25 protein-coding genes are annotated in these 25,006 nt (G+C 46.5%); 24 read left to right on the top strand and 1 reads right to left on the bottom strand.

Annotated elements, in window-relative coordinates; translation table 11 throughout:
* The 9 genes from CRO08_RS16845 to CRO08_RS00050 all read left to right on the top strand — a co-directional run.
* Positions 1 to 268, top strand: a 268-nt coding sequence (locus tag CRO08_RS16845) for a hypothetical protein (protein ID WP_176494996.1), incomplete at its 5' end; no start/stop codon positions are given.
* Between the two features lie 608 nt (positions 269 to 876).
* Positions 877 to 1,200 carry a phage GP46 family protein gene (locus CRO08_RS00010; protein ID WP_097034549.1) on the top strand — a complete coding sequence of 108 codons (324 nt, stop codon included), beginning with the start codon at positions 877 to 879 and terminating at the stop codon, positions 1,198 to 1,200.
* Positions 1,184 to 2,392, top strand: a complete 1,209-nt coding sequence (locus CRO08_RS00015) for a discoidin domain-containing protein (protein WP_141398161.1) — start codon at positions 1,184 to 1,186, stop codon at positions 2,390 to 2,392. The genes CRO08_RS00010 and CRO08_RS00015 overlap by 17 nt, the downstream gene beginning before the upstream one ends.
* On the top strand, positions 2,392 to 2,979 hold the full coding sequence (locus CRO08_RS00020; protein WP_097034551.1) for a putative phage tail protein: 588 nt from the start codon (positions 2,392 to 2,394) through the stop codon (positions 2,977 to 2,979). Before CRO08_RS00015 ends, CRO08_RS00020 begins: the two co-directional genes overlap by 1 nt.
* Positions 2,976 to 4,358 carry a hypothetical protein gene (locus CRO08_RS00025; RefSeq protein WP_097034552.1) on the top strand — a complete coding sequence of 461 codons (1,383 nt, stop codon included), beginning with the start codon at positions 2,976 to 2,978 and terminating at the stop codon, positions 4,356 to 4,358. The genes CRO08_RS00020 and CRO08_RS00025 overlap by 4 nt, the downstream gene beginning before the upstream one ends.
* A 9-nt stretch (positions 4,359 to 4,367) precedes the next feature.
* Entirely contained in the window at positions 4,368 to 5,402 is a 1,035-nt protein-coding gene (locus tag CRO08_RS00030) for a hypothetical protein (RefSeq protein WP_141398162.1), read from the top strand.
* 120 nt (positions 5,403 to 5,522) lie between these two features.
* The gene (locus tag CRO08_RS00035; protein WP_255252168.1) at positions 5,523 to 6,143 is read left to right on the top strand and encodes a site-specific integrase; all 621 of its coding nucleotides are present in this window, start codon (positions 5,523 to 5,525) and stop codon (positions 6,141 to 6,143) included.
* A 465-nt stretch (positions 6,144 to 6,608) separates the two neighbouring features.
* A complete protein-coding gene (locus CRO08_RS00045; RefSeq protein ID WP_097034556.1) occupies positions 6,609 to 8,312 on the top strand; it encodes a glycosyltransferase family 39 protein in 1,704 nt (567 codons plus the stop codon).
* Complete coding sequence (locus CRO08_RS00050; protein WP_141398163.1) at positions 8,293 to 9,033, top strand: hypothetical protein; 741 nt, start codon at positions 8,293 to 8,295, stop codon at positions 9,031 to 9,033. The genes CRO08_RS00045 and CRO08_RS00050 overlap by 20 nt, the downstream gene beginning before the upstream one ends.
* Before the next feature lie 172 nt (positions 9,034 to 9,205).
* On the opposite strand, the gene CRO08_RS00055 is transcribed toward CRO08_RS00050, so the two are convergent.
* On the bottom strand, positions 9,206 to 9,502 hold the full coding sequence (locus CRO08_RS00055) for a hypothetical protein (RefSeq protein ID WP_141398164.1): 297 nt from the start codon (positions 9,500 to 9,502) through the stop codon (positions 9,206 to 9,208).
* A 149-nt stretch (positions 9,503 to 9,651) separates the two neighbouring features.
* On the opposite strand from CRO08_RS00055, the gene rffA reads away from it, so the two are divergent.
* The 15 genes from rffA (at position 9,652) to CRO08_RS00130 (ending at position 25,001) form a co-directional block, all read left to right on the top strand.
* Positions 9,652 to 10,788 carry a dTDP-4-amino-4,6-dideoxygalactose transaminase gene (rffA, locus tag CRO08_RS00060; RefSeq protein ID WP_097034559.1) on the top strand — a complete coding sequence of 379 codons (1,137 nt, stop codon included), beginning with the start codon at positions 9,652 to 9,654 and terminating at the stop codon, positions 10,786 to 10,788.
* Positions 10,778 to 11,425 (top strand): HAD family hydrolase, encoded by a 648-nt coding sequence (locus tag CRO08_RS00065; RefSeq protein ID WP_176494997.1) that lies wholly within the window; start codon positions 10,778 to 10,780, stop codon positions 11,423 to 11,425. Before rffA ends, CRO08_RS00065 begins: the two co-directional genes overlap by 11 nt.
* Positions 11,426 to 11,485: 60 nt before the next feature.
* The gene (locus tag CRO08_RS00070) at positions 11,486 to 12,229 is read left to right on the top strand and encodes an SDR family NAD(P)-dependent oxidoreductase (protein ID WP_255252282.1); all 744 of its coding nucleotides are present in this window, start codon (positions 11,486 to 11,488) and stop codon (positions 12,227 to 12,229) included.
* A 59-nt stretch (positions 12,230 to 12,288) separates the two neighbouring features.
* On the top strand, positions 12,289 to 13,083 hold the full coding sequence (locus CRO08_RS00075; RefSeq protein WP_176494998.1) for a transketolase: 795 nt from the start codon (positions 12,289 to 12,291) through the stop codon (positions 13,081 to 13,083).
* Complete coding sequence (locus CRO08_RS00080) at positions 13,080 to 14,051, top strand: transketolase family protein (protein ID WP_097034563.1); 972 nt, start codon at positions 13,080 to 13,082, stop codon at positions 14,049 to 14,051. The genes CRO08_RS00075 and CRO08_RS00080 overlap by 4 nt, the downstream gene beginning before the upstream one ends.
* Positions 14,048 to 15,142 (top strand): acyl-protein synthetase, encoded by a 1,095-nt coding sequence (locus CRO08_RS00085; protein WP_097034564.1) that lies wholly within the window; start codon positions 14,048 to 14,050, stop codon positions 15,140 to 15,142. The genes CRO08_RS00080 and CRO08_RS00085 overlap by 4 nt, the downstream gene beginning before the upstream one ends.
* A gap of 8 nt (positions 15,143 to 15,150) precedes the next feature.
* A complete protein-coding gene (locus CRO08_RS00090; protein WP_176494999.1) occupies positions 15,151 to 16,380 on the top strand; it encodes an acyl-CoA reductase in 1,230 nt (409 codons plus the stop codon).
* 19 nt (positions 16,381 to 16,399) lie between these two features.
* Positions 16,400 to 17,077 (top strand): SDR family NAD(P)-dependent oxidoreductase, encoded by a 678-nt coding sequence (locus CRO08_RS00095; protein WP_176495000.1) that lies wholly within the window; start codon positions 16,400 to 16,402, stop codon positions 17,075 to 17,077.
* Positions 17,078 to 17,166: 89 nt separating this feature from the next.
* Entirely contained in the window at positions 17,167 to 18,438 is a 1,272-nt protein-coding gene (locus CRO08_RS00100) for an IS256 family transposase (protein ID WP_097034567.1), read from the top strand.
* Positions 18,439 to 18,560: 122 nt separating this feature from the next.
* Positions 18,561 to 18,914: a hypothetical protein gene (locus tag CRO08_RS00105; protein ID WP_141398165.1), complete on the top strand. Its 354-nt coding sequence runs from the start codon at positions 18,561 to 18,563 to the stop codon at positions 18,912 to 18,914.
* A gap of 14 nt (positions 18,915 to 18,928) precedes the next feature.
* Positions 18,929 to 20,728 carry a thiamine pyrophosphate-binding protein gene (locus tag CRO08_RS00110; protein ID WP_176495001.1) on the top strand — a complete coding sequence of 600 codons (1,800 nt, stop codon included), beginning with the start codon at positions 18,929 to 18,931 and terminating at the stop codon, positions 20,726 to 20,728.
* A 17-nt stretch (positions 20,729 to 20,745) separates the two neighbouring features.
* A complete protein-coding gene (locus CRO08_RS00115) occupies positions 20,746 to 21,702 on the top strand; it encodes a glycosyltransferase family 2 protein (RefSeq protein ID WP_097034570.1) in 957 nt (318 codons plus the stop codon).
* Between the two features lie 85 nt (positions 21,703 to 21,787).
* Positions 21,788 to 23,059 carry an IS256 family transposase gene (locus tag CRO08_RS00120; protein ID WP_097034567.1) on the top strand — a complete coding sequence of 424 codons (1,272 nt, stop codon included), beginning with the start codon at positions 21,788 to 21,790 and terminating at the stop codon, positions 23,057 to 23,059.
* Between the two features lie 66 nt (positions 23,060 to 23,125).
* Positions 23,126 to 24,256 carry an FkbM family methyltransferase gene (locus tag CRO08_RS00125; protein ID WP_097034571.1) on the top strand — a complete coding sequence of 377 codons (1,131 nt, stop codon included), beginning with the start codon at positions 23,126 to 23,128 and terminating at the stop codon, positions 24,254 to 24,256.
* 25 nt (positions 24,257 to 24,281) lie between these two features.
* Complete coding sequence (locus CRO08_RS00130) at positions 24,282 to 25,001, top strand: GNAT family N-acetyltransferase (protein WP_097034572.1); 720 nt, start codon at positions 24,282 to 24,284, stop codon at positions 24,999 to 25,001.
* Positions 25,002 to 25,006 lie beyond the last annotated feature (5 nt).

The raw sequence follows: 25,006 nt of genomic DNA on the forward strand, positions 1-25,006 counted from the left end.
GGCTAACGGTATCGAATTTGAAGGCCGTCAGATGATGCAGCATTTTGGCTTTATCAGCATTCCCAAGGCCGGAGAGCGTTGCCTTTTCTTGCAGTTTGGCAATGTGGTCATTGCGGTTGCAAGCGACGGCAGGACCATCCGCCGTAAAGAAGGCGAACGGCCATTTACCGCGAAAGGCACCTATATCATCCTAAGGACGATGGAACATCGCATCAAGGCCGAGGGCGTCTTGATATCGATGCGACGTGCGAGTCAATGGCGAAGTTAAGGATAGATCGGAAATCTCTCAAAACTTCGCGATACCTTCAACCAGCACACTCACGTGGGCAACCTTGGTGCACCAACAGCAACGCTGTGCCGCAGGATACGGGGGCCTAAATGCTTGACCTGGACACTCTCGATTCCGAATTTTCCCGGATTGTCAAGTCTGCCGACGGCAAGACAAGCGTGGCCCTCAGCTTGCCAAGGCCTACGATGACTACGCCAAGTGCGGCGTTATCTCGGGCAGACTGTCAGCTGGTGGCGACAAATCACTACTTGAAAGCGCCTTTACAGTATGCAATCCATCCGAAGTACTGCCGCCAACATGGCCGCCAGGCTCTGTGCTTATTGCAGGGCCTGCCTAAGCCGGAATACCGTCCCACGGTGGTGTGACTGTGGTTTCGGTCGTTCCGACTTTTGCGGCGGTCCAGCCTGCTGTTTTGGCGGTCATCACGGATTTGGTAAAAGAGCAAGCTACTTCCAAGCAGGAAGTTCAAAAGCCATACAAGAAACTTTTTGGGGCCATTGAAACGGTCTTGAAAACCGCTATTTGTACCGTGACTGAAACCATGCCCACGACACCGCCAGCCCGTCACCTTTCCCGGAGACCTTACAATGACTACAGACCAGATCAAAGAAGAAGTTCAGCTTTCGCTTACCGTGGCAAAAGGTTCATTTTACAAGAAACCTGAATTTGGCCACCGTTTCAAGGAGCTCGCCCGTGAAGTGGCGTCCGAGAACACCAGGAGCAAAGCCGAAACTTATGCCACCGAGGCACTAAAGTGGATGCTGGATTACAAGCACCTTAGAAGCGTAGAATCGACGGCCACCTATGCCGATGCGGACAAGCTCCTGGTGCATGTTGTGTGCGTCGCTTACAATGGCGATGTGATTGAATTTAAACGTTTTGTGGAGGTCGGCGATGTCCGTAACAGTTGATCAAATCTTGCAGCGCATGATTGTCGATGCGAAGAACTACAACCAGACAATCAAAATTAGCCAGGGCACGGAAACCTATATCCGATTCGCGACTGCTGCGTCTGCCATCTGGGGCCTCTACAAGCAGATGGACTGGACCCTTGACCAGATTTTTCCGACCACGATGAACCAGGAAAGCCTGGAACAGTGGGCGAACGATCGTGGGCTGGACTACAGCAACCTGACCGCAAGCGAGCTTTTGACGTTCATCCTGTCGTATCTTCGCAACCCGAAGAGCGGCGGCAAGCCTAGTGATTACGAACGCTGGTCACTTGAAGCCTCTTCTACTGGCAGGGCTATCGGGCTCGAATCCTCGATGATTTCCGGCAACATGCCCGACCTGAACGCGGCCAACGCTGTCAAACCGCACGACCGCGAAAACATCGCCTTTACTTGCGGATCCAGCGACACTGAAAAGAATGTTGTGATTGATTTGGGCGATTCGAAGAAAATCTTTGGAATTGGTCTTGGTTTCATTACCAACCGACCGGCTGCTTTTGGAATTTATACGTCCGACGACGCCCAGACCTGGACCAAGCAGGGCAAGGTCGATGCCGCCTACTGGTGGGCTATAGCCACCTTCGATTCTGTTTCTACCCGCTATGTCAAGGTTGAACTCGAAGAAATCGAAGCGCTCGAAAGCTGGCAAACGGAATCCCTGAACGAGGTCAAGTGCTTCGGGGTCGAAGTCTATGAGTCGAGTGAATCTAACGAAGTCCCGGCTACAGCTCGTTGTCTTGATAACCACTATGGCGTAGGTACCGTTCTTATGCTCATTGGCCCCAGTACGCTCTCAATGCGCTGTTGTGAAGCTGTCCGGGCAAAGTGCGAATACGAAGGCCCCGTCGCACCTCGTGAAATCTGGGTCAATGTTCCTGTAGAAATAACTCTTTCTCTACGTGTTACGGTGCGAAAACTGCAACAATTGGACGAAGACGGTTTCCGGGAAGATGTCAATAAATATTTCGCCGATTTAGAACCAGGAGATCTCTTTATTCCTTCACAAATTGTTGTATACGCAATCAAAAATGGTGGCGAGAATGCGACTACTATCGAAGTGTCGAAAAATGGTGGGGAATATCAGGTTGAAACAGATGCAATTGACTCGTATTCCACTGAAAAATTCGTCCTTGGTGACCTGGTGGTGCAGTAATGGTTGAGAATCCCTTCGAAAGCCCGCACCATAGAGCTCTTACGCAGCTCTATCCGCTCCAGATGGACGCGGAGGAATATGCCGTCGCCAAGGAACTTGACCGAGCCCTGGAAAGCGCCAATGCCGTCTACCGTGAAATCTTTCCTGGTTCAGCAATAACGACTCTCGAACGGTGGGAAAACCTTTATGAATTAGGCCATTCCGGCTCCTTGGAAGTTCGCCGCCAAGCCCTTTTAGAGGCTATCAACAGGGATTCAGGCATTGCGGAACGTCATTACAAGGCGCTTGCAGCGGCAATCGGTTTCGATATCGATATTGTAAAACCGCCCAGGATGCTCCGTGCGGGCCTTGGCCGAGCAGGCTTTGAAGTATACGACCAGGATGAACAATACACCTGGACGGTTAAATGTGATAGACTGAAATCTTCTTGTACCAAATTGATACAGACATTGGAAGCTCAGAAAATCCCGTTTACTCAAATTAAATGGAAATTCCAACAGCCACCTGCAGGTCGCTTGTTGCTCGAAGATGGCGGAGCCCTGCTTCTTGAAAACGGACATCAACTTCTCCTGGAGAACGAAACATGAACGAAGAAACCTTAGACAAAAAAATGTCTCAAATGGAAACAAAAACCTTGGCTCAGGCCTTGGCCGCAAATGCATCTTTGGCCGGATTTGCCGGACAGGAGAATTTCACCTTGCCCGTTGGTGAATTGCTTCCTAGTCATGATGAATCGTTAGAAGGTGACGGAACTCCCGAAAATCCACTGAAAGTTAATATCGAGGAAATCGAACATACCGTAACCGAAGAAGTCGAAGAAGCCGTGGATACCATCAAGAGTAAAATCGTCTATACACTTGACCTTGGCGCAGTCCAAACGGGTATAGCTATTCAAGGAAATGGTACCTTGTTTGCCAAAGCAACCCTTTTTAGCCCTGGCATGGATCAGGAAATCAACGATACTGATTCAAAAATCATGTTTGCGACGAATCAGACCGGCTCTGTTTCGAAATTGATATTTGCCTTGTACCGCTACGACTTGGCAGACAATACAATTCATTGGGTAGCCAACACTGACAATGTGGCGTCGCTCGTTTCTACTACAGGCTTGCATGTCGCACCAATCAAATATGTTGCTTCCGTGCCTGAAGGAAGTACGCTACAGCTTAAATCCAATAAATTATACTATTTGGTGGTTTTTACGGATGCAAACAGCGTCAAAATCGCAGGGAACACTTATTCCGAAAACATGAATACCATACCGCTTCTTGGTTGGTATGCAGACAATTTGCAGGATGTAACGGCAGAATCAATAAAAAACACCTATTCTGTCATCAATCCTAATGGAGAAAATCGCTCTCGTTTATTTGCCGCAATATCGAATATTGCCATAGAATCGGCTTCCACACCCGTTGCTACAGGTCCATTTACCGAACTCTCTAACTATGCCGTATCCAATTCTAAACGGATCCAATCTGTAGCCCAAGCGCTAACCCTGTCTTCTTCAGGCATGGTTTTCCAGAAAGTTGTTCCCGCAGCCGATGTCGACATCGTTGCCTGGCAATTTTTGGATTATCATGGTTCTCAGCCCAATCACTATGGCGCTCTTGTTCTTGATAGCCAACTGACGCCGGTAAGCGATTCTTCTGACACCTCTTGTACTGTTGGCGACAATGACAGCACTAAAGAAGGTAACTTCTATGTGCACAAATACGAAAAGAATTCGGGGTCCATTCACCTTACTGCGGGTGAAACATATTGGTTCCCGGCCATAGGCAATGGTAGCAACCAGAACCTAGAATGGCTTATTCAATACAGTTCGGCAACGCCCAGTATTCCTACAAGAGATTTATTGCTTGTTGAGGATTGCTCCAACTTGGGGAACTCGAACAACGAAACAGTGGTTGCCGAGAACGGTTGCTACTTAAAACTTTGGGATAACCAGGGAAACACTTATCAAATATAGAGGTCAAAAATGAACAAAAAGGTCTTTAAAACTGGTGATATCATCACTTCAGAGTTCCTGAATGCTCTGCAAAATCCATCTTTTGACAGAAGTACAGATGAAGTAGGTGGATTGCCGCTTCCCCCGGAACACTCTGAAATGAACCAAGTAAGAACATTTTCGGGTTTTGGCGCATCCATTACTATTGATTTAGGTGATTGGGACAAGAACTCTGTAATTTTACACAAAACAAGTGTCTCGCCTACAGAATCTTCTTACCCAACAAATTGTTCTGTAAGCGGGCATGCTGCAAGCGGTTTTTTACTCTATATGCCTATAGGAAACAGCAATGATGTAACTTTGTCCTATTGCGGCAACTCTTATACTTGTCATAAAGGGGCCGCGTTGTTGCTTATAACGCAATACATCAGTCTGGCTCATACTTGGTGGTGCAAAGCCTTTGAAATCCCTTTACAGGGCGCTGAAGCCTTCTTCAATGCCATTAAAACAGCCAATAATATCTCAGTTGGAGGAAACATTGAATGCGACGGTTCTTTAACTAGCCAAAGTGGTACTTTCGAAGACGAAGTAAGTGGCGATGAAGTCATAGGCAAATCCGTAACTGCTCAAAATAACGGAAATAGCGCTTTTTTTGATGTGCATGTGGGCACTGATGGCGTTGTTACATTCCAAATAAAGGGGAATACGACCTATAATTACCAAACCATTCGATATGATACCAATACAGGATGTTTGCGTGTTGGTCATTCATATATAGATGATGCAGAATGGATTGAACTTGAAAATGGTCGGGTTCTGTCTGAAAGAAGAGGTGGCGGTACGGGTTCTGCGTGGATTGAAAAAGTTGCTATCCAAGCAGATTTTAATATAGATGGCGAAGTTCAGGATAGTTCTGGTGGATTATCCATGTATAGTTCATCAGCCACTCTTACTGGTTCTGAAACTCGCAAAGTGACTATAAGTCCTTATGGTATTACATTCTATAAAATCAACAGCAATCAAGATGGATGGGAACAATTAAATAGCATTGTTCCAAATGTTTAAAAAAACGCCTTTCATTTTGTCTCATTAAAGGTGATTTTTTGTCTCACAACAACCGCGCCGTTATAACGGCATCTTCAACAGAAAGGAAACAAGCCCAACACCGTAATCAAGGCCCTTTCTGTGTTACGAAGTTTTTCGCGACGTCTGCTTGCTGACGGTCTGATTAGCGAGAATCCGTTCAACAAGGTGCGGATCGGCCAAGTCTATACGCGGCGCGGATTTCTCACCACAAGCGAACTCAAGAAACTTTATCTAAACTACCAAGACCAGCGTAGATTCTTGACTGAAACAGAACAGGATGTAATGAGGGCATTCCTTTTCAGTTGTTTTACGGGGCTGCGTTACAGTGACTTACATTCTTTGGACGCTTCTGAAATTTTTGACTACAAAATTCGTAAGCAGATGCACAAGACGGGCGACCCGGTATATGTACCCATTCCACTCCAGGCGAGGCTTTTATTGCCTGAAAACTTGAAGTCGGGTCCCGTTTTTCGCATTGTCGAGAATTCTCATTTCAACCGTACACTCCGCACTGCAGCAAAGAAGCTCGGCTACTACAAGCATATCCATTGCCACCTAGCGCGCCATACCTTTGCAACAACTTGTATCACATTGGGAATTCCGTTGCCAGCAACAAGTAAATTACTCGGGCATCGCAAATTAGAGACAACACTAATTTATGCAAAATTTGTCGATACTTTTTTGGATAAGGAAATGAAAAAGTTTAAAAAGTTGGGATGATACAAAAAAGGGCGAGCGGTTAAGCTCGTCCTTTTTTATATATTGTCTTTTCGATATGGTTAGTTGGCGCTTCTCAGCAGACCAGACCAGTTCGGGGTTAGAGCCTTGCACGCCGTTCCATTTGAAGCATCTGCAACGGTAACATTCGTAGCCGTGGCTGTCGCTGTTAAGCTCCAGTTCATAGAGGTTGTGCACTCGTTCAATGCATTGACCGGAGTAGCCGTCCAGGTTGCGCCATTGGTTCCTGTAGATGTGTAGTTGATGACGTTGGTATGGCTGCTAGACTTTGTGGAAGCCACAACACCTGGAGCCTCGTAACCAATAGCTTCCCAGTTACCAATTTCACTTTTCTCAGCCGCATACGCATCCAAGAGATTGATCCAGGTTCCTGCATTTTTCGATGTTTTGCGCTGGAAAATACGTGTTGGACCCGCTTCCCTGTAAAAATCTGTTTATATTTAGGGCATGGACAAAATTTCCGCATCCCTAAAGAAAATATCCAATTATCCATTCCTTGTCGCATTGGGCATGAACCTTGTGGTTCTGGCCATTTGTGTTACAATTGGTTCGGGCAAGTTCAACTCGCTGGACGACTACTTTATGTCGTCAGTCTTGACTGGTGCGTATGGCGGAGAGTACGATGTCCGCATGTATTTCATTAACGTCGTTTATGGATATTTTCTCCGACCTTTTTACGCATTGTTCCCGAACGTTGGCTGGTACTCTATTTTCCAGGCTTTTACTGTTCTAGCATCGTTTGTCGCTCTTTCTTATGCAGTCTTGAAGCGCTATGGCAAAAAACTTGGCGGAATGCTCGCCGTTATGCTGCTAATTTGCGTTTCCCCGGATTTTTACTTAAGTGTCGCATTTACTCAAGTGGCGGGCATCGCGACAACCGCCGGTGTATTCCTGTTCGCCGTTGGCAATAAGGAAAGAAGGCGAGCCTATCTGATTACCGGTTGCTTGTTTATGGCGGCTGGCATCATTTTCCGTAAAGAAATGTTCCTGTTGGGCATGCCGACGCTCGCGGCTCTTCTGTTTTTTACTTTTCTGCAATCAAAGAGTATCTGGAAAGGTACGATAATTGCGCTCGCTGCTTTTGCCGTCGCCTATGTCGGGCTTGTAAAGTTTAACGAATACCACTTCAAGGGCGAATACGAATACTACGCAGCCTACCAAGGCCCACGAGCCTATTTCGGTGATGGCGCTTTTTACGAGGCTCCGGCATTCGTTGCGGAACTGGAAGATCGCGAAATGAATAGCCGCGACTTTCGCTACCTTCGTGCCTGGTATTTCTACGACAACAACGTATTCTCGCTCGACAGCATGAAGGCGTTGATAAAGATCGCGGATAGGAACCGCTATAAGCCAAACTATGTAAAGATGCCGTTTGCCGTAGCCCGCTCCATATCGGACTCCCTGTTGCGTGGAAGCGTGTGGTGCTGGACCCTTCTTTGCCTTGCACTGATGTTCTTCTCGAACAAAAGGAATTGGTGGGTGCCATGGGTGTCTCTCACCCTCATAAGCATTCCTTACACTTACCTGCTTTTGGTTAACAGGGTGGTCGCGCATGTAGAAGTTGGTGTGTGGACGCTGGCTGTCGTTTTCGTTCTGTTTTTCGTCAATAAAGACGACATCCTCGAGAAAAAGCAGGCCAAGAGTTTTCTGCAGATTATCGGTCTGCTCTGCTTGGCGAGCTTGGTCATTACGGGGACATACGCTGCCTTTGACAAAATATCGAACGGTTCTCGCGACACGCAGGGATCGGCTTCCGATTGGTTTGCTTTCCGCGACTACGCCCACAATCATCCAGATGATGTTTTTTTGCTCCCGTTCGGGCGTTATAAGGAGTTCGCCACCCACATCAACCGCGCCTATAGCGCTGTTGAACCCGGTAGTTGGAACAACATTTTCTCTACCGGTTACTGGAACATACACTTGCCCGAAATGAACCGCGAACTAGAAAAGCGGGGCGTCACGAACATAATCAAGGACGTGTGGCACGATAATGTGTATGTGGTGGCCGATGAGCAGGCACTTTCGCTAGCTCCCTATTATAGCGACCACTACCATAAAAAGTTGACGATAGATACGCTGATGCATTTTGGAACTTTAGACTTGCTCAAGTACAAGATGGAGGAGGGCGAAGATGAAAATGCGCAACATTAATTTGGCCCTGTTTTCTCTACTTTTGGTATCGCTTATTTCGTTCCCCATTTTATGTGTAGACAGGTATCTCTCGCATCCTGATTACCCTTGGCAACTTGTTCCGTTTGGTGCAGATTCGTTGTCACAAACGTACAAGAGTCAATATTTGGTTTTAGGTCCACAAGCGCTTATGACTCATCTGGCTGACTCATCGAAATCAACGGCGATGGTACTTATTGATGGTTGGGGAGTCCCTTATGATGAGAAAATGCTAGAAGATGATTTTGGGATTATGCGTGGAACAAACGCAACATTCGCGATGCACAAGCGGTTGCTTGGCCACACCTCTTACGCGGAAAATGTTGAGTATAGGGCTGGATTCTCAGAAGGCGTCTTGATTGCCAATGGCGACTCTGCAGCATGCGCAAAGGTCGAAAGTGAACAGGGTGTCCATTTCAAGCAAACAGTGTGCTGCGAGAATTGCAATGACGCACAGACCGTCGCTATGCTTGATTCGCTAATTGCAGACACAACATGGAATAAAATCGGTTGGACCGCGTACAGCACACGAGAAGGGGGCCGAGAAAAGTTGCATAGCTTATTGCGGGGCCTGTTTGATGTTGCTAGCAAACACCCTGAAACCCAGTTTGTCATTCAAGGAACCCATCGGCCTATATTGGGATTACCCGAAACACGCCGGAAGTACCTTGCACCATGGGTACCCGCGGTCGTTTTTCATTAATTGCGATTTGATGGAATCTGGCGCGAAATAAGTGCGGCAATCTTACCTTGCCGTCGGCAGAAATCAAGTTTATTCTTGAAAGACTCGTTTTTTTTGTGATTCTTACACTATAGCAAATACAAAAAAGGGCGAGCGGTTAAGCTCGTCCTTTTGTCATAAACCTCGTCGGAGATTAGTTGGAAGACCTGTAGAGATTCGTCCAAGCCGGCGTCAAATTCTTACATTCGGGCGTCGATGTGTTGTCAGAAATCTCAATTTTTGTACCATCAATCTTGGCTTGCATTTTCCAGAGGCCCGAGTTTTTCTTGCAATCATTCAAATCCACCAGAGCTTTGGCCTGCCAGGTTTTGTTTCCACCGGCATATTCAAAGTTTCCGGAGTTGTAAGATTCGGAAGAACCATCGCCAGGAGCAGAGTAGCCAATGGCAAACCAATTTACTGTTCCAAGGTCGTGGCCCGACTTTTCCATGACATACGCATCCACGAGATTGATCCAGGTTCCTGCGGAAATACTACAATTTGGAATAATTTTAGCGGACTTATCAAAAAAGTGAAAAAACAGGTTAATTGTTGGTATGTCCTTAGCTTGCTTGGTAAAATAAAGTTTATATTTCGGATATGCAGAAGATTCCTTTCAACAAGCCTCCCTTTGTAGGGATGGAATTCGATTATGTAAAGCAGGCCGTGGAGAGCGGTCGCATTTGTGGTGACGGAACGTTCAACCTCCTGTGCCACAAGTGGCTTGAGGAACATACTGGGACGGCGAAGGCTCTCCTGACTACTAGTTGTACGCATGCGCTCGAAATGTCTGCCCGTCTCTGTAATATAGTTCCCGGCGACGAGGTGATTATGCCTTCGTTCACGTTTGTGAGTACGGCAGATGCGTTTGTGTCGCAGGGTGCCAAGTGCGTGTTTGTGGATATCCGCCCCGATACGATGAACTTGGACGAAAAACTCATTGAAGACGCGATTACCGAAAAGACGAAGGCGATTGTGCCGGTCCACTATGCGGGGGTCGCCTGCGAGATGGACAAGATAAACGAAATCGCGAAACGCCACAATTTGTTCGTGGTTGAAGATGCCGCACAGGGCATGATGGCGACATACAAGGGCCGCGCACTTGGATCCATCGGTGACTTTGGCTGTTACAGCTATCACGAAACCAAGAACTACAGCATGGGCGAGGGCGGTGCACTGCTCATCAACGACCCCAAGTACAACGACCGCGCCGAGATTATCCGCGAAAAGGGCACCAACCGCTGCCAGTTCCATCGTGGCGAAGTGGATAAATACACCTGGGTTGAACTTGGCTCTAGCTACTTGCCCAGTGAACTCAACGCCGCTTACCTTTATGCCGAGTTGGAATGCGCAGACATCATCAACGATGCCCGCATGGCTAGTTGGAATGCTTACCGAGAAAGGCTTGCCCCGCTTGCCGAAAAGGGCCTGGTCGAGTTGCCGTACATTCCGGAACATTGCAAACATAACGCGCACATGTTCTACCTAAAGGTGGAAGACCTTGCGACGCGAACTGCGCTTTTGAAACACTTGACTTACAACGGAATTCTCGCGGTGTTTCACTATGTGCCGTTGCATTCGTCGCCCGCGGGCATGCGCTTCGGCCGGTTCCATGGCGAAGATAAGTACACTACTAATGAAAGCAATCGCCTGCTTCGCTTGCCGATGTTCTATGGACTGAAAGAAGAAGAAATCGAGTATATCTGTGGAAAGGTGTTTGAATTCTTTGGGGTGTAAACTCATCATCTTCGACCTTGACGGAACTTTGCTCGACACGGGCAGGGGTATTTCGAAATGTATTGCGTCAACACTGGGCAAAATGGGTTTCAAGGTTCCCGATGAGGAGACCTGCAAAACCTTTGTCGGCCCTCCTTTAAAAAAACGTTTCCTTGAATTGTTTGATGCCGATGAAAATACCGCTGATGCGGTGATGAAGGCTTTCCGAGAAGAATACGGGAAAGGCGATGTTTTTCTGGCCGACCGCTATGCTGGCATGGAAGAGTGCCTTGCCGCTCTTCACGGGCTTTATTCGCTTGCTGTTGCGACTTACAAACGCGAAGACCACGCCGTCCAACTTCTTAAAAAATTCGGAATGGTACACTTCTTTGATGCAATATGCGGTTCCGATGCAGCAGCGACCATGACCAAGAACCAGATTGTCGAAAAAGCAATGAATTTGGTGGGCGTAGCCCCTGCCGAAAGCCTTTTGATTGGCGACAGTGCCAGCGATGCGGAAAGTGCCGCACAATTGGGAATCCCATTTATTGGCGTGACCTACGGCTACGGCTTCAAGACCGATGCCGATATTGCGAAGTTCCCGCATATTGCCTGTGCACAGAATCCCCTGCAATTGGTTGATTTTATTGCGCGCTAGCATTAAATAATATATATTACTAAAGGAAATTTACACTGTTTAGGACAACCGGTGGCAGTCATGGACAATCAGAAAAAGACCGCAATTATAACGGGTTCGAATCGAGGCATTGGAAAAGAATTTGTGAAAACTTTCGCCCATGCCGGATACGATATTTATGCTTGTGCCCGCAAACAAGACGAATCCTTTGAAACCTTTTTAAGTAGCCTGTCGGCAGACTGCGGAGTGGAGATCAAACCCGTCTATTTTGACTTGAGCTGCGAAGAAGAAATCAAGGAAGGGATGAGATCTATTTTCGCGGACAAGAAGAAGATTGATGTTTTGATTAACAATGCAGGTGTTGCTTTCGGTGGTCTTTTTACCATGACGTCCCTTGATAAACTGAAGGAAGTCTATCAAGTGAATGTGTTTGCGCAAGTCCAGCTGATGCAACTTGTGTCTCGCGTGATGATGCGACAGAAATCGGGTTGTATTATCAACATGTGTTCCGTCGGTGGAATTGAAACCTCCCCTGGATATCTGGCCTATGGTTCAAGTAAGGCAGCCCTGATTTGGATAACAAAGTCCTTATCCAAGGAACTGGGGCCGTATAATATCCGCGTCAACGGAATTGCCCCGGGCCTTGTGGATACAGAGATGGGCAATTACAAGTCTGACGAAGAAAAGGAAAAGGTTTTGAACCGGATGAGTATTCACCGGATGGGCAAGCCCGAAGAAATTGCCAAGGCTGCGCTCTATATTGCGTCGGATGACGCCGCTTACATGACAGGCCATATCATGGTTCTCGATGGGGGCCGTGTCTAATGGGCTTTCACAATAAAAAAATCGACTGCTCTGCAGACAATGTCTGCAGGCTGACGGATATGTCCAAGCGAATGCGGCTTGATGCGATGGACATGGCTCTCGCTTCAGGTAATAATGGTTCGCATCTTGGCGGAAGTTTGTCTGCCATAGAAATTATTGCGACTCTTTATGGCGAAGTCCTTAATGTTTCTCCTAAGAATCCGCTGAATCCCGAAAGGGACGTTTTTATCCCGAGCAAGAACCATTGCGTGCTTGCGCATATCCCGGCGTTGGCAGAGGCTGGCTTTATTCCGCATGAGGAGATTCTAGAATTCCAGAAGGATGGTGGCCGTCTGACTGGTTATCCGGAAAGAAAAGAAATCGGGCTCGAATACTCTGGCGGAAGCCTCGGAATGGCGATTTCCGTCGGCATCGGGCTTGCACTTGCTGCCAAAGAAAGAAAGAGCAACAGAGACATTTACATACTGATGGGCGACGGAGAATTGAACGAAGGTTCGATATGGGAAGCTTTCATGGCGGCTCCGCATTTTAAGTTGGATAATCTTACCGCCATTATTGACAGAAATCACCTTTCCTATGACGGAAACACCGAAGATGTGATGCCGATTGAAAACCTGGCAGACAAGATGAAAAGTTTCAACTGGTTCGTGTCTGAATGTGATGGACATAGCGTAGAATCGCTGCTTAAGGCATTTTCAGAAAATGAAGAAGGTAAACCGCACGTTATCATCGCTGATACCATAAAGGGCAAAGGCGTTTCCTTTATTGAAAACAAGCCCGAATGGCATCATCACAGGTTGTCGCAGCAAGAATATGAACAGGCCGTAGCCGAGATTTCTGGAGGTGCAAAATGAAAGAAATAGCATCGAAAGATATCAGGACCTGGGCTAGGCTTGGCCAGCGTGGAGCTTTCTTTGCCATCGCGATGCCCGACATCGCTGAAAGAAAGGAAAATGTCAAACTCTTGACGGCAGACCTTGCGATTCTTTCGGGAATGGACCGGTACAGACAGGCGTTTCCAAATAAGTTCTTGAATGTTGGCATTGCCGAACAGAACATGATTGGCATTGCCGCAGGGCTTGCGATGGATGGATATAATGTTTTTGCGACAACATATTCGTCTTTTATCGCTGTCCGGAGCCTTGAACATGTGCGGCAGCATTTGTCTTTCTTGAAACTGAATGTGAAAATTGTCGGTTCTGCTGCCGGTGTTGTTGCGGCCAAGTCTGGCGTTTCGCATTGGGCGACAGAAGATTTGGCATTTACAAGGGTGCTACCTAACTTGACCGTATTTTCTCCGGCAGATAGCCTTGAGGCCGTAAAGGTGGCTGAGTATGCCGCAGAAACTGACGGGCCAATGTATATCAGGCTCTCCGGTGGTCTAAATGCGCCGATCGTTTACAAAGAAGACTATGAGTTTGTACCCGGCAAACTGATTCAACTTAAGGAAGGTGCGGATGTCGCCATTATCGCTACAGGGTTAATGGTGAACGAATCCTTGTCCGCCGCTAAGATGCTCAGCGAACAGGGCGTAAACGTTGCGGTTTACAATATGCATACCATCAAGCCTATCGATAAAGAGGGGCTGGACAAGATATTCCAAAATTACAAGACCATTTTTACCGTCGAAGAACATAATGTCCTTGGCGGCATGGGGAGTGCCGTTGCCGAATACAAGGCAACAAAATCGGACGCCCCGAGGCAAGTTTTTATCGGATTCCAGGATGCATTCTGCAATGCGGGTTCACAAAGGTATGTATGGGAACAGGCTGGCCTTACGGATGTGAAAATTGCAGAGAAAATTGCAAGCGAGATTAGATGATAGAAGAATTCTACGAACATGAACCGTACGATTTGGAGAAGGGGGCAAAGGACGCTCTCCTCACAAAGGAACTTTTGGAATTGACAAAGTTCCATAGGGATCATTGTACGGAATATGCGAGATTTCTCAACGCCATGGGATTTGACGAACGAAACGTCAAAACTATTGCCGACATTCCTTTTTTCCCAGTGCGTCTTTTCAAGAATGTCGATTTACTAAGCATACCGCGTGAGGAAATTTTTAAGACGATGACTTCTTCGGGAACGACGGGTCAGAGCGTTTCCAAGATTTTTGTGGATAAAGAAACCGCAATGATCCAGCAGAAGGTCATGATTAAAATTCTAGGCGACTACTGGGGGAAAAAGAGGCTCCCGTTGCTTGTGATTGACTCGAAAGAAACTGTCCGAAATCGCCAGATGTTTACAGCCCGTGGTGCAGCCATCATGGGACTCCAAGTCGTTGCCAAAGAAATGGTCTTTGCCCTAAACGACGACATGTCCCTTAATGTTGATGCGGTAAAGATGTTCCTGGATAAATACAGCGGACAAAGATTTATCATGTTCGGTTTTACGTTCATCGTGTGGCAGCATCTGTATAAAGTGTTTGAAAATAGCGGCCCATTCAACATCAAGGATTATGACCTTTCGGATGTATTCTTGATGACAGGCGGCGGATGGAAAAAACTGATTTCCGATAGCATATCTCAAGATGAATTCAAGTCAAGAATGAGAGAAACTTTGGGAATTGGGCACTTCCTTGATCATTACGGTATGGTGGAACAGACTGGCTGCATATACGCAGAATGCGAATGCGGTCATTTGCATGCGAGCAACTATTCCGATGTGATTATCAGGGATGCCGAGGACTTTTCTGTCAAGGGAATTGGAGAAAAGGGCATTATGCAGACGGTTTCCGTTCTCCCGCATTCGTATCCGGGACATTCGCTCCTTACAGAAGATGAAGGCGTGGTTCTTGGCGAAGACGACTGCCCGTGTGGGAGAAAAGGGAAGTATATCCAGATAATCGGTCGTCTCAAGAGTGCCGAAATCAGGGGCTGCAGCGACACTTATGCGGACAAGATGAAGTTATGATGGATGTGTTGAAAAATAAGATTAGGTATCTGGTCGGAAACGACGACATTATAAAGGGTGCCGCAGAAACTCCTGCTTTGCCGATGTTCTCTGACAAGGCGGTCGGCTTCTTGTCTGAACTTTCTAGAGAACTGCTGGCAATTCCGGGTATCAGGGAACACTTGGACGTGATGTCGTATGCTTATTGGATTAGAAAGGCCTCGCTTGAACAGGCCAGAAAGGAATTTGTCCGAGACGATATCACCCGTATTGGTCGCGGAGTAGCCTTCCACATAGCGCCGTCGAATGTCCCTGTGAATTTTGCAGTTTCTATGACGTCGTCGCTCCTTGCAGGGAATATCTGCATCATCAGGGTCTCGAACAAGGAGTTCGAAGAAGTCGATATTATCTGTTCTGCAGTCAAGAGCATTTTCCAAAAGCCAGAATTTGCAGAAATGAGTCGCTACATCTGCATTGTCAGATATGAGCATAGCGATGAAATTACAGCATACCTTTCTAGTATTTGCGACATTCGAATCATTTGGGGTGGCAACAGGACTATCGAGCAAATTAGGCGTTGCCCGATTCCGCCACGAGCCATCGAGATGTGCTTTGCAGACAGGCATTCCGTTGCGATAATCGATGCTGCTGAATATCTTAAGTGCGCAACGGACCCCGACAAGGGCAATGCATTCATTTCGGATATCGCCAAGAAGTTCTATACGGATACCTACTACACAGACCAGAATGCGTGCAGTTCGCCGAGAATCGTCGTGTGGCTGAATGCCGATAATAACATAGAAGAGGCGAAACGCTTATTCTGGAATGCTCTTGAAAAGGAAATCTCGGAACGCTACGAACTTCAACCGATTCAGGCGGTTGATAAACTTTCGATGGCGACAGAACTTTCCATGAAGAAGGACGGTGTTCGTCTAACAAGAAAGGGCAACAAACTCTTTATAGTTGACGTCGAAAAACTGACACGCGACGTGATGAACTATAAGATGAGCGGCGGCTACTTTTTTCAGTATTCAGCAGATTCGTTAGACGATATTGTACCTATAATGGGCAAGATGTGCCAGACAATTGCCGTGTTCGGGATAGACAAACGCTCTGTTGTGGACTTTGTGCTTCAAAAAGGCGTGCGCGGGGTCGATAGAGTGGTCGATATTGGCGACACAATGGGGCTTGAATTCACCTGGGACGGTTTCAGGATGATCGAGGCAATGTCCAGAGTTGTTTATATTTATGAAAGGTGAAATAATAGGGATAAGAAGTATGTTACTAAGGGATAAAACGGCGGTAATAACGGGCTGCAACCGCGGAATTGGCAGGGCGATTCTTGAAAATTTTGCCGAGAATGGGGCAAATGTTTTTGCCGTTGTCAGAAAAGAGTCGGAAGAGTTTACGAATTTGATCGCCGAACTCGCTAGCAAATACAATGTGAGTATAACGCCCGTTTATGTGGAACTTAAAGATGACGAGAGCGTGCGTGCCGGAGCTAAACAGATTCTCGGCACAAAAGTTCCTATAGACATTCTTGTGTGCAACGCCGGTGTCGGACTGCCGCTGAACTCGCTTGCCATGACAAAAATGGAAACGATTAAAGAGGTGTTTGAGATTAACTTTTTCTCGCAGATGCTTTTGACACAACAGCTTTCAAGAAGCATGATGCGAAATAAGCGAGGGAGCATCGTTTATGTGTCGTCGTCCGCCGCGTTTGATGGCGGGGCCAACATTGAGTATAGTGCAAGCAAGGCGGCAATCATCGGCGAAGTGAAAAGGCTTGCCGTTGAATACGGACCGTTCAATATCCGTGTAAACGCTGTCGCACCGGGCCTTACTGCTACGGACATGGGCAACAGCATGAACGAAGAAGATGAAAAGGTCGCCCTTTCTATGAACATAATGAAACGTAAAGGCAAGCCGAGAGAAATGAAGATGCCCCAAAGTTAGTTGAAATTTCTGCAACCAAAAAGAAAAAGGTGGTCTCCAACTTGTAAATTTGGTTCAGCAAAAAAACACCAAGCAAGAGGATAACCACCATGATGAAAAGTACAAAAAGAACCCCCAAACTGTCAATCGTCCGCCGCGAAGAAATCGACATTTCGACCAGTGTCGGGGTGGTTCTGGCCGACCTTGCCGAACAGGGGAAAAGCTGCCTTGACGCGCTGTCGAGGGAGATGGGCGCAAGGCTCGTGGAGGCGATACTCCTGGCCGAAAGGGAACAGCTCGGCGGTGCAGCATACCACCCCAGGAAGGGCTTCAAGAAGTGGTCCAGCCAGGGTGGTTCCGTGTACATCGCGGGTGGCAAGGCGAAGGTGCGCGTACCCAGGCTCAGGGACGAAAACGGCGAGGTCAAATCGCGTATCTACGCCCGTCTGAAAGACCCCGACGCGTTCTCCGAGCACCTGCTGCACGCATGCCTCTCAGGCCTGTCCGGGAGGCGTTACGAGGATGTGTTCTCGACTGCCGGGGAGGCGTTCGGCGTAAGCAAGTCGTCGGTGTCGCGCAAGGTCGTTGCCGCATGCACAAGGAAACTGAAGGAACTGAACGAGCGCAGGCTGGAGGACTTCGAGGCGGTTGCCGTCTTCATGGACGCAATGCATCGCTGCGGCGAGGTCGTGATGGCCGCCATAGGCGTTGACGCGGAAGGCTACAAGCGCGTGCTTGGCCTCTGGCAGGGCAGTTCGGAAAACACCGAAATGTGCCGTTCGTTCCTTTCCGACATGGAGAGCAGGGGCCTCGCCCTGCACCCCGACATCATCTTCGTGACCGACGGCGGGACGGGCCTCAACCGCGCCCTCAAGGACCGCTTCGGCAAGGACCTCAAGCACCAGCGCTGCGTGATCCACAAGAGGCGCAACGTCGAGTCCCATCTGCCCGAGATGTACCGGGCCGAGTTCGACAGGCGCTACAACAACGCCATCGGGATGGTGGGCTACGAGGACGCGAGAAGGGAACTTCTCAAGGTCCACGAGTGGCTCGAAGGCATAAACACGAGTGCCGCCAAATCGCTTTCCGAGGGCGGCGAGAGGCTGCTTACGGTCCACCGGCTGGGCATCCCCGCGCTCCTGCGCAAGTCGCTCATAACGACCAACATAATCGAGTCCACCTTCAACGGTCTCGACGCCATCGAGAAGAACGTGAAGCGCTACAGGGACATTGGAATGTTCAAACGCTGGATGGCCGCTGAGGTCCTCCACCGCGAAAAGAACTGGAGACGGTTGGACGGCTATGCGGAAATCCCCGAACTTGTCGAAAAACTTCGGGAAAAGAGCATGAAATTACTTGACAATGAAGCGCTAATAGCCTAGATTTACACCAGTTGGAGACCTGGATTTTCAACTAAAAAAGGGACAAATTCGGTACTTAGAGTTGATGGTGGATTAAGATGATTTGTCAGGTATTTGTATACTGATTCATGAAGGAACTTGAAATGGATAAAGAAATAAGAAACGCACAAGCCATAAGTAGCCTAAAGGAGGATGTGGAGAAAGTAAGAAAATCAAAAGGCGTTATTCTAAAATTCTCTCCATATGTCATTTACCAACACAATGGATTTGAGGAACGAGAACAACTAGTGGTAAGAGTTCATTTGACATCGTTCGATTATGGCAAAATTGAAATGGATGAAGGAAAGAGCATAACAAGTGATACGCATCATTTAGGTTTTTTGGCTACAAAAGAAAATTATGCGTATGACGAAACGAATAAAGTCTTTACAATAACAGGAAGCTCCGCTAAAATGGGTGATTACAAGGTTTTGTTTCTAATTGATGAAAATATTTAAAAAACTGAATGAGTATGATTCGAGTTGCTGATTACATATTAAAGCGTATCGCCGACGAAGGCGTGAAGCACCTGTTCTATGTCCCAGGTGGACAGTGCGTGTATCTTATGGACGCTCTTAGAAGAAGTGAGTCTCTTCAGGGCGTGGGAATGCACCATGAGCAGGCTGTTGCTATGGCGGCTTTGTCTTATTCTCTCTATAACAACAATTTGGGAGCTTGTCTCGTCACCACAGGATGTGCAGGCACGAATACGCTTACGGGCGTTTTGCATGCATGGCAAGACAGCATCCCGATGATTGTTGTTTCTGGCCAACAATCGTATGATCAGACTGTTAAGGCTTCCGGACTTCCGTTAAGGCAAGTTGGCATTCAAGAGGCCGACATAGAGACTATCGTAAAGCCGATTACCAAATACGTGGTTACAATTTCTAATGCCGAAGAAATCGCATACCACATGGACAAGGCTCTGTATCTTGCAAAAGAGGGTAGAAAAGGCCCTGTTTGGATAGACGTTCCGCTTAACATTCAAAATTCAATGATTAATGAAGAAAAGTTGGAACGATACACACCGAATGAAGTCAAATTCGAAATAAAAGAAAGCGACATAAATGATGTTGTAGAATCCATAGAAAAGGCAGAACGGCCAGTGTTCTTAATAGGGCAAGGCGTGAGATATGCGGACGGTGTCCAAGAATTAAATCAACTGATTGATAAATTTAAGATTCCTGCCGTTTTCTCTAGGTTCGCATATGACACCGTCGCGTACGAAAATGAACTCAACTTTGGAGTTGTTGGTGCTGGCGGTGCTAATAGATATGCGAATTTTACGGTCCAAAACGCAGACCTTGTGATTTCTATTGGCTGCCGACTTGCTATCGAGGTGACTGGGCCGGAACGGGACCAGTTTGCTAGAGCCGCAAAGACTATTGTTGTGGATGTCGATGCGGTGGAACACTCAAAGAAGGGCATTCATATTGATAAATTTATCCATGGCGATGCAAAGGATTTCTTAGAAGCACTCTTGGCGAAAAATATATCCAAGACTTATGGCGCTTGGATTGAAAAGTGTAAACATTGGAAAGAAGTCTTCCCGCTGTATCCTGCGGATTTAGACAAGTCGAATCCTATAGATATCAAGTATTTCTTGAACAGAATGTCTGAAAGATTTGACGAATATTCTGTTGTCACTTCGGATGCGGGCCTTACGGGAGCGGTTACTAGTGGAAGCTGCAAACTTGGAAAGAATAATAGAGCTGTAGCCTCACTCGCACAGGGCGAAATGGGTTATTCTCTTCCTGGGGCTATTGGCGTTTCATTCTTGACGAATGATATGGTTTTCTCCGTAAATGGAGACGGCTCTATCATGATGAACCTTCAAGAATTGCAGACCATAGTCAGAAATCGGTGCAATATAAAGATTATTATCATCAATAACAATGGGTATTCGGGCGTTCGCCACGGTCAAAAGGCTCATTTTAGAGGCAAATCCATTGGGACCGATCCGTCTAACGGTCTTGACTTGCCTGATTATGGAAAACTTGCTGCTGCTTTCGGTATAAAGTATGTGAAAATTAATAACTACGGTGAAATTGCATCTGGTCTTGACGAAGTGACTGCTGATAATAAGCCCGTGATATGCGAAGTTATGTGTGACCCTGAACAGGTTGACCTGCATAACGGATTAGTCACCTACGGAAAGAGAAAATTTGGCTTTAGACCAATTGAAGACCAAGCTCCGTATATTGATAGAGATTTGTTCTTCAAGGAAATGATTGTTGAACCGCTTGAAACAAGCCGCGGAACTCCGGTTTAATAGTAGGAGATTGAATAATGAACAGAAAACTTTCTTTTGTTATTCCGTGTTACAGGTCTGAAAACACTGTGATGACAGTTGTTGATGAAATTGAAAATACAGTCTCTCAAAGACCTGAATATGATTATGAAATAATTTTGGTAAATGACGGTTCTCCGGATAATGTATGGGATGTTATAAGTGAACGTGTGAAAACTGATGACAATGTTGTAGGGATAAATTTGTCAAAAAACTTTGGGCAGCATTCTGCACTTATGGCTGGGTACAATAATGTAGGTGGCGATATAGTCGTTTCTCTTGATGATGATGGTCAAACTCCTGCTTGCGATGTGTTTAAATTAATAGATGAGTTAGATAGGGGGTATGATATTGTATATGCTCAGTATCCCGAAACTCGCCAAAGTTGGTTTAGACGGCTAGGATCCGATTTTACAAAAAAAGTAACGGATTATTTATTTGACATTAAAGGTGAAAAAAGAAAGGGTAGCAGCTATTTTGTCGCTAAGAGATATCTTATTGACGAAATGGTAAAATACAAAAACGCTTATCCATTTTTATCGGGGCTGGTGTTGCGTTCCACAAGAAACATCGGTGTCGTGGATATAGAACACAGAAATCGGATTGAGGGACAATCTGGATATTCAATAAATAAATTGCTTGCACTTTGGTTGAATGGTTTTACTGCATTTTCGATAAAGCCTCTAAAGCTTGGTACATATTGTGGTTTTTTTCTAGCAGCTTTAGGCTTTGTTTACGCCATGGTAACCGTCATTCGAAAGCTTTTTATTACTCCGATGATGGAAGCGGGATGGAGTTCTATAATATCAATAATGCTTGTTATTGGGGGCATGGTTTTAATAATGCTTGGGTTGATGGGAGAATATATTGGTCGAATTTATATTTGTATAAATAATTCACCACAATATGTTGTTAAAGAGTTTGCAAGGAAGGGAAGATGCCCCAAAGTTAGTTGAAATTTCTGCAACCAAAAAGAAAAAGGTGGTCTCCAACTTGTAAATTTGGTTCAGCAAAAAAACACCAAGCAAGAGGATAACCACCATGATGAAAAGTACAAAAAGAACCCCCAAACTGTCAATCGTCCGCCGCGAAGAAATCGACATTTCGACCAGTGTCGGGGTGGTTCTGGCCGACCTTGCCGAACAGGGGAAAAGCTGCCTTGACGCGCTGTCGAGGGAGATGGGCGCAAGGCTCGTGGAGGCGATACTCCTGGCCGAAAGGGAACAGCTCGGCGGTGCAGCATACCACCCCAGGAAGGGCTTCAAGAAGTGGTCCAGCCAGGGTGGTTCCGTGTACATCGCGGGTGGCAAGGCGAAGGTGCGCGTACCCAGGCTCAGGGACGAAAACGGCGAGGTCAAATCGCGTATCTACGCCCGTCTGAAAGACCCCGACGCGTTCTCCGAGCACCTGCTGCACGCATGCCTCTCAGGCCTGTCCGGGAGGCGTTACGAGGATGTGTTCTCGACTGCCGGGGAGGCGTTCGGCGTAAGCAAGTCGTCGGTGTCGCGCAAGGTCGTTGCCGCATGCACAAGGAAACTGAAGGAACTGAACGAGCGCAGGCTGGAGGACTTCGAGGCGGTTGCCGTCTTCATGGACGCAATGCATCGCTGCGGCGAGGTCGTGATGGCCGCCATAGGCGTTGACGCGGAAGGCTACAAGCGCGTGCTTGGCCTCTGGCAGGGCAGTTCGGAAAACACCGAAATGTGCCGTTCGTTCCTTTCCGACATGGAGAGCAGGGGCCTCGCCCTGCACCCCGACATCATCTTCGTGACCGACGGCGGGACGGGCCTCAACCGCGCCCTCAAGGACCGCTTCGGCAAGGACCTCAAGCACCAGCGCTGCGTGATCCACAAGAGGCGCAACGTCGAGTCCCATCTGCCCGAGATGTACCGGGCCGAGTTCGACAGGCGCTACAACAACGCCATCGGGATGGTGGGCTACGAGGACGCGAGAAGGGAACTTCTCAAGGTCCACGAGTGGCTCGAAGGCATAAACACGAGTGCCGCCAAATCGCTTTCCGAGGGCGGCGAGAGGCTGCTTACGGTCCACCGGCTGGGCATCCCCGCGCTCCTGCGCAAGTCGCTCATAACGACCAACATAATCGAGTCCACCTTCAACGGTCTCGACGCCATCGAGAAGAACGTGAAGCGCTACAGGGACATTGGAATGTTCAAACGCTGGATGGCCGCTGAGGTCCTCCACCGCGAAAAGAACTGGAGACGGTTGGACGGCTATGCGGAAATCCCCGAACTTGTCGAAAAACTTCGGGAAAAGAGCATGAAATTACTTGACAATGAAGCGCTAATAGCCTAGATTTACACCAGTTGGAGACCTGGATTTTCAACTAAAAAAGGGACAAATTCGGAAGGATGGTTAAATATGAAAAAAAATGATATCAACTGCTACGAAAGATTTTTGTTCTTTGGTGGTGGTGTGATGGCCGAAAGACTGTATAATCAGATTGATTGTGCTGAAAAAAAACTTATAGGTGTTTTTGATTTGTTCGATGATGACAAAAGAGCGGTCTCATCTTTTAAAAATCACAGAATAAAAAATGTTAGAGAATATTCAAAAGAGCTAAATAATGTTAATGTTGCTATTGTTGTTGCAATAGGACATTTTGCTGTTTTTAAAATAGTGAATAATTTGCTAAAGGCGTATCCGTACATTTCAGATAGGTTGTTTGTTGCTAATCCATATTCGTCACTACGTTTTTTTATGGTAGATGATGAATTAGCTGCGGAAGAACGTGTGCCATTTACTGACGAAAAATACACGAAAGTTCGGAATCTGTTAAATGATAAAGAATCATTGACTCATTTTGATCTTCTAATAAAAAGTAAACCTTATGAGAGTGTTTCCGATTCGTATGAATTGATACCTTATGAGTCCATAAAGGACATGTACTATTATACCGAAGATTATTGGAATACTTATAGTTTTTCGCAGGTTGTGAATGATAATTGTGCTACAGTTATTGATTGCGGTGCGTATATTGGTGATAGTGTTGTTTCTATTGTTAATGCAATTCCACAAAAGAATGTTGATTATTATGCGTTGGAACCGCTTGCTGAAAATGTTGAGAAAATGAAAGCAAATTGCGAATTTAATACAATTTGTAAATCGTTTAATGTGCTTGAATTTGGTGTGGGAGATGAAAATAAAAAATTGTATTTCCATATACCGGCGAATAATGATAAGGAGGGTGGACGATTTACTGATGATCCTCAAGGTGCAATAGATTCTTTGGATATCAGAAAAATAGATGATATCCCATTTCAGGTAAATGGCACGCTTTATATAAAGATGGACATTGAAGGTTCTGAATTGCCCGCATTGAAAGGTGCTTTAAACACAATAATAAAATTCCATCCATATTTGGCAATTTGTTTGTATCATAGAAAAAATGATTTGGTTGATATCCCGCTTTATATAGATAGTTTAGGAATAAATTATAAATTCTATCTTAGAGGCGGGTATCATACCATTTTGTGGGCAATTCCAGAATAATCGTTTTAATATAGGAAGGTCCATTATGCAGATTATTGATACTTTCTGGGAAAAAGAGAACCTTGGGGTGACGTCCAAGGAGGTGATTGTTGATTTGAACGATTCTGTTAATGCTGTGAAAACAGAATTGGCGGCACTCAATGACCAGTATATCGTTGTCAAAATTCCGGCGAGTCAGTTCGATATTACAAACCTTGTTCAGGATATGGGCTACAGGTTTGTTGAAGAAATGATTGAAGTCGAACATGACCTTCATGAAGTGAAAAGGAATAGAATCCTTCAAAGGTTATATGATTCCCTGGACTATAGGGAAATGAATGCATCTGATATTGAAGTATTGTATTCAGAAATTGACAAGGGAATGTTTTCTAGCGATAGAATCTCCAATGACCCGCACTTTTCGCCAGAACTCTCCGCAAGGAGATATAAGAACTGGATTAAATCCATGCTGAATAACGGTGCAATTCCTTACGTGATGTCGTATAAAGGTGAACCAGCAGGTTTTATCATTCTTACCACAAAGGATAGAATTGTCTATCATTCTGTGCTTGGTGGTGGATACGAAAAATTCAGAAAGACTGGTCTCGGCATGGTCCAGAAGGAACAGGAAATTGTAAAGTCGCTAGGTGGGAAATTTGTTTCTACCAATGTGTCGTCTAATAATGTGAATCAATGCAAAGCCTTGCTTGCTAACGGATATACTGTAAGGAACATCAATCATGTGTTCGTAAAACACAATGTGTAGGTTTT

Source organism: Fibrobacter sp. UWT3 (assembly GCF_900230125.1).
Classification (GTDB): domain Bacteria; phylum Fibrobacterota; class Fibrobacteria; order Fibrobacterales; family Fibrobacteraceae; genus Fibrobacter.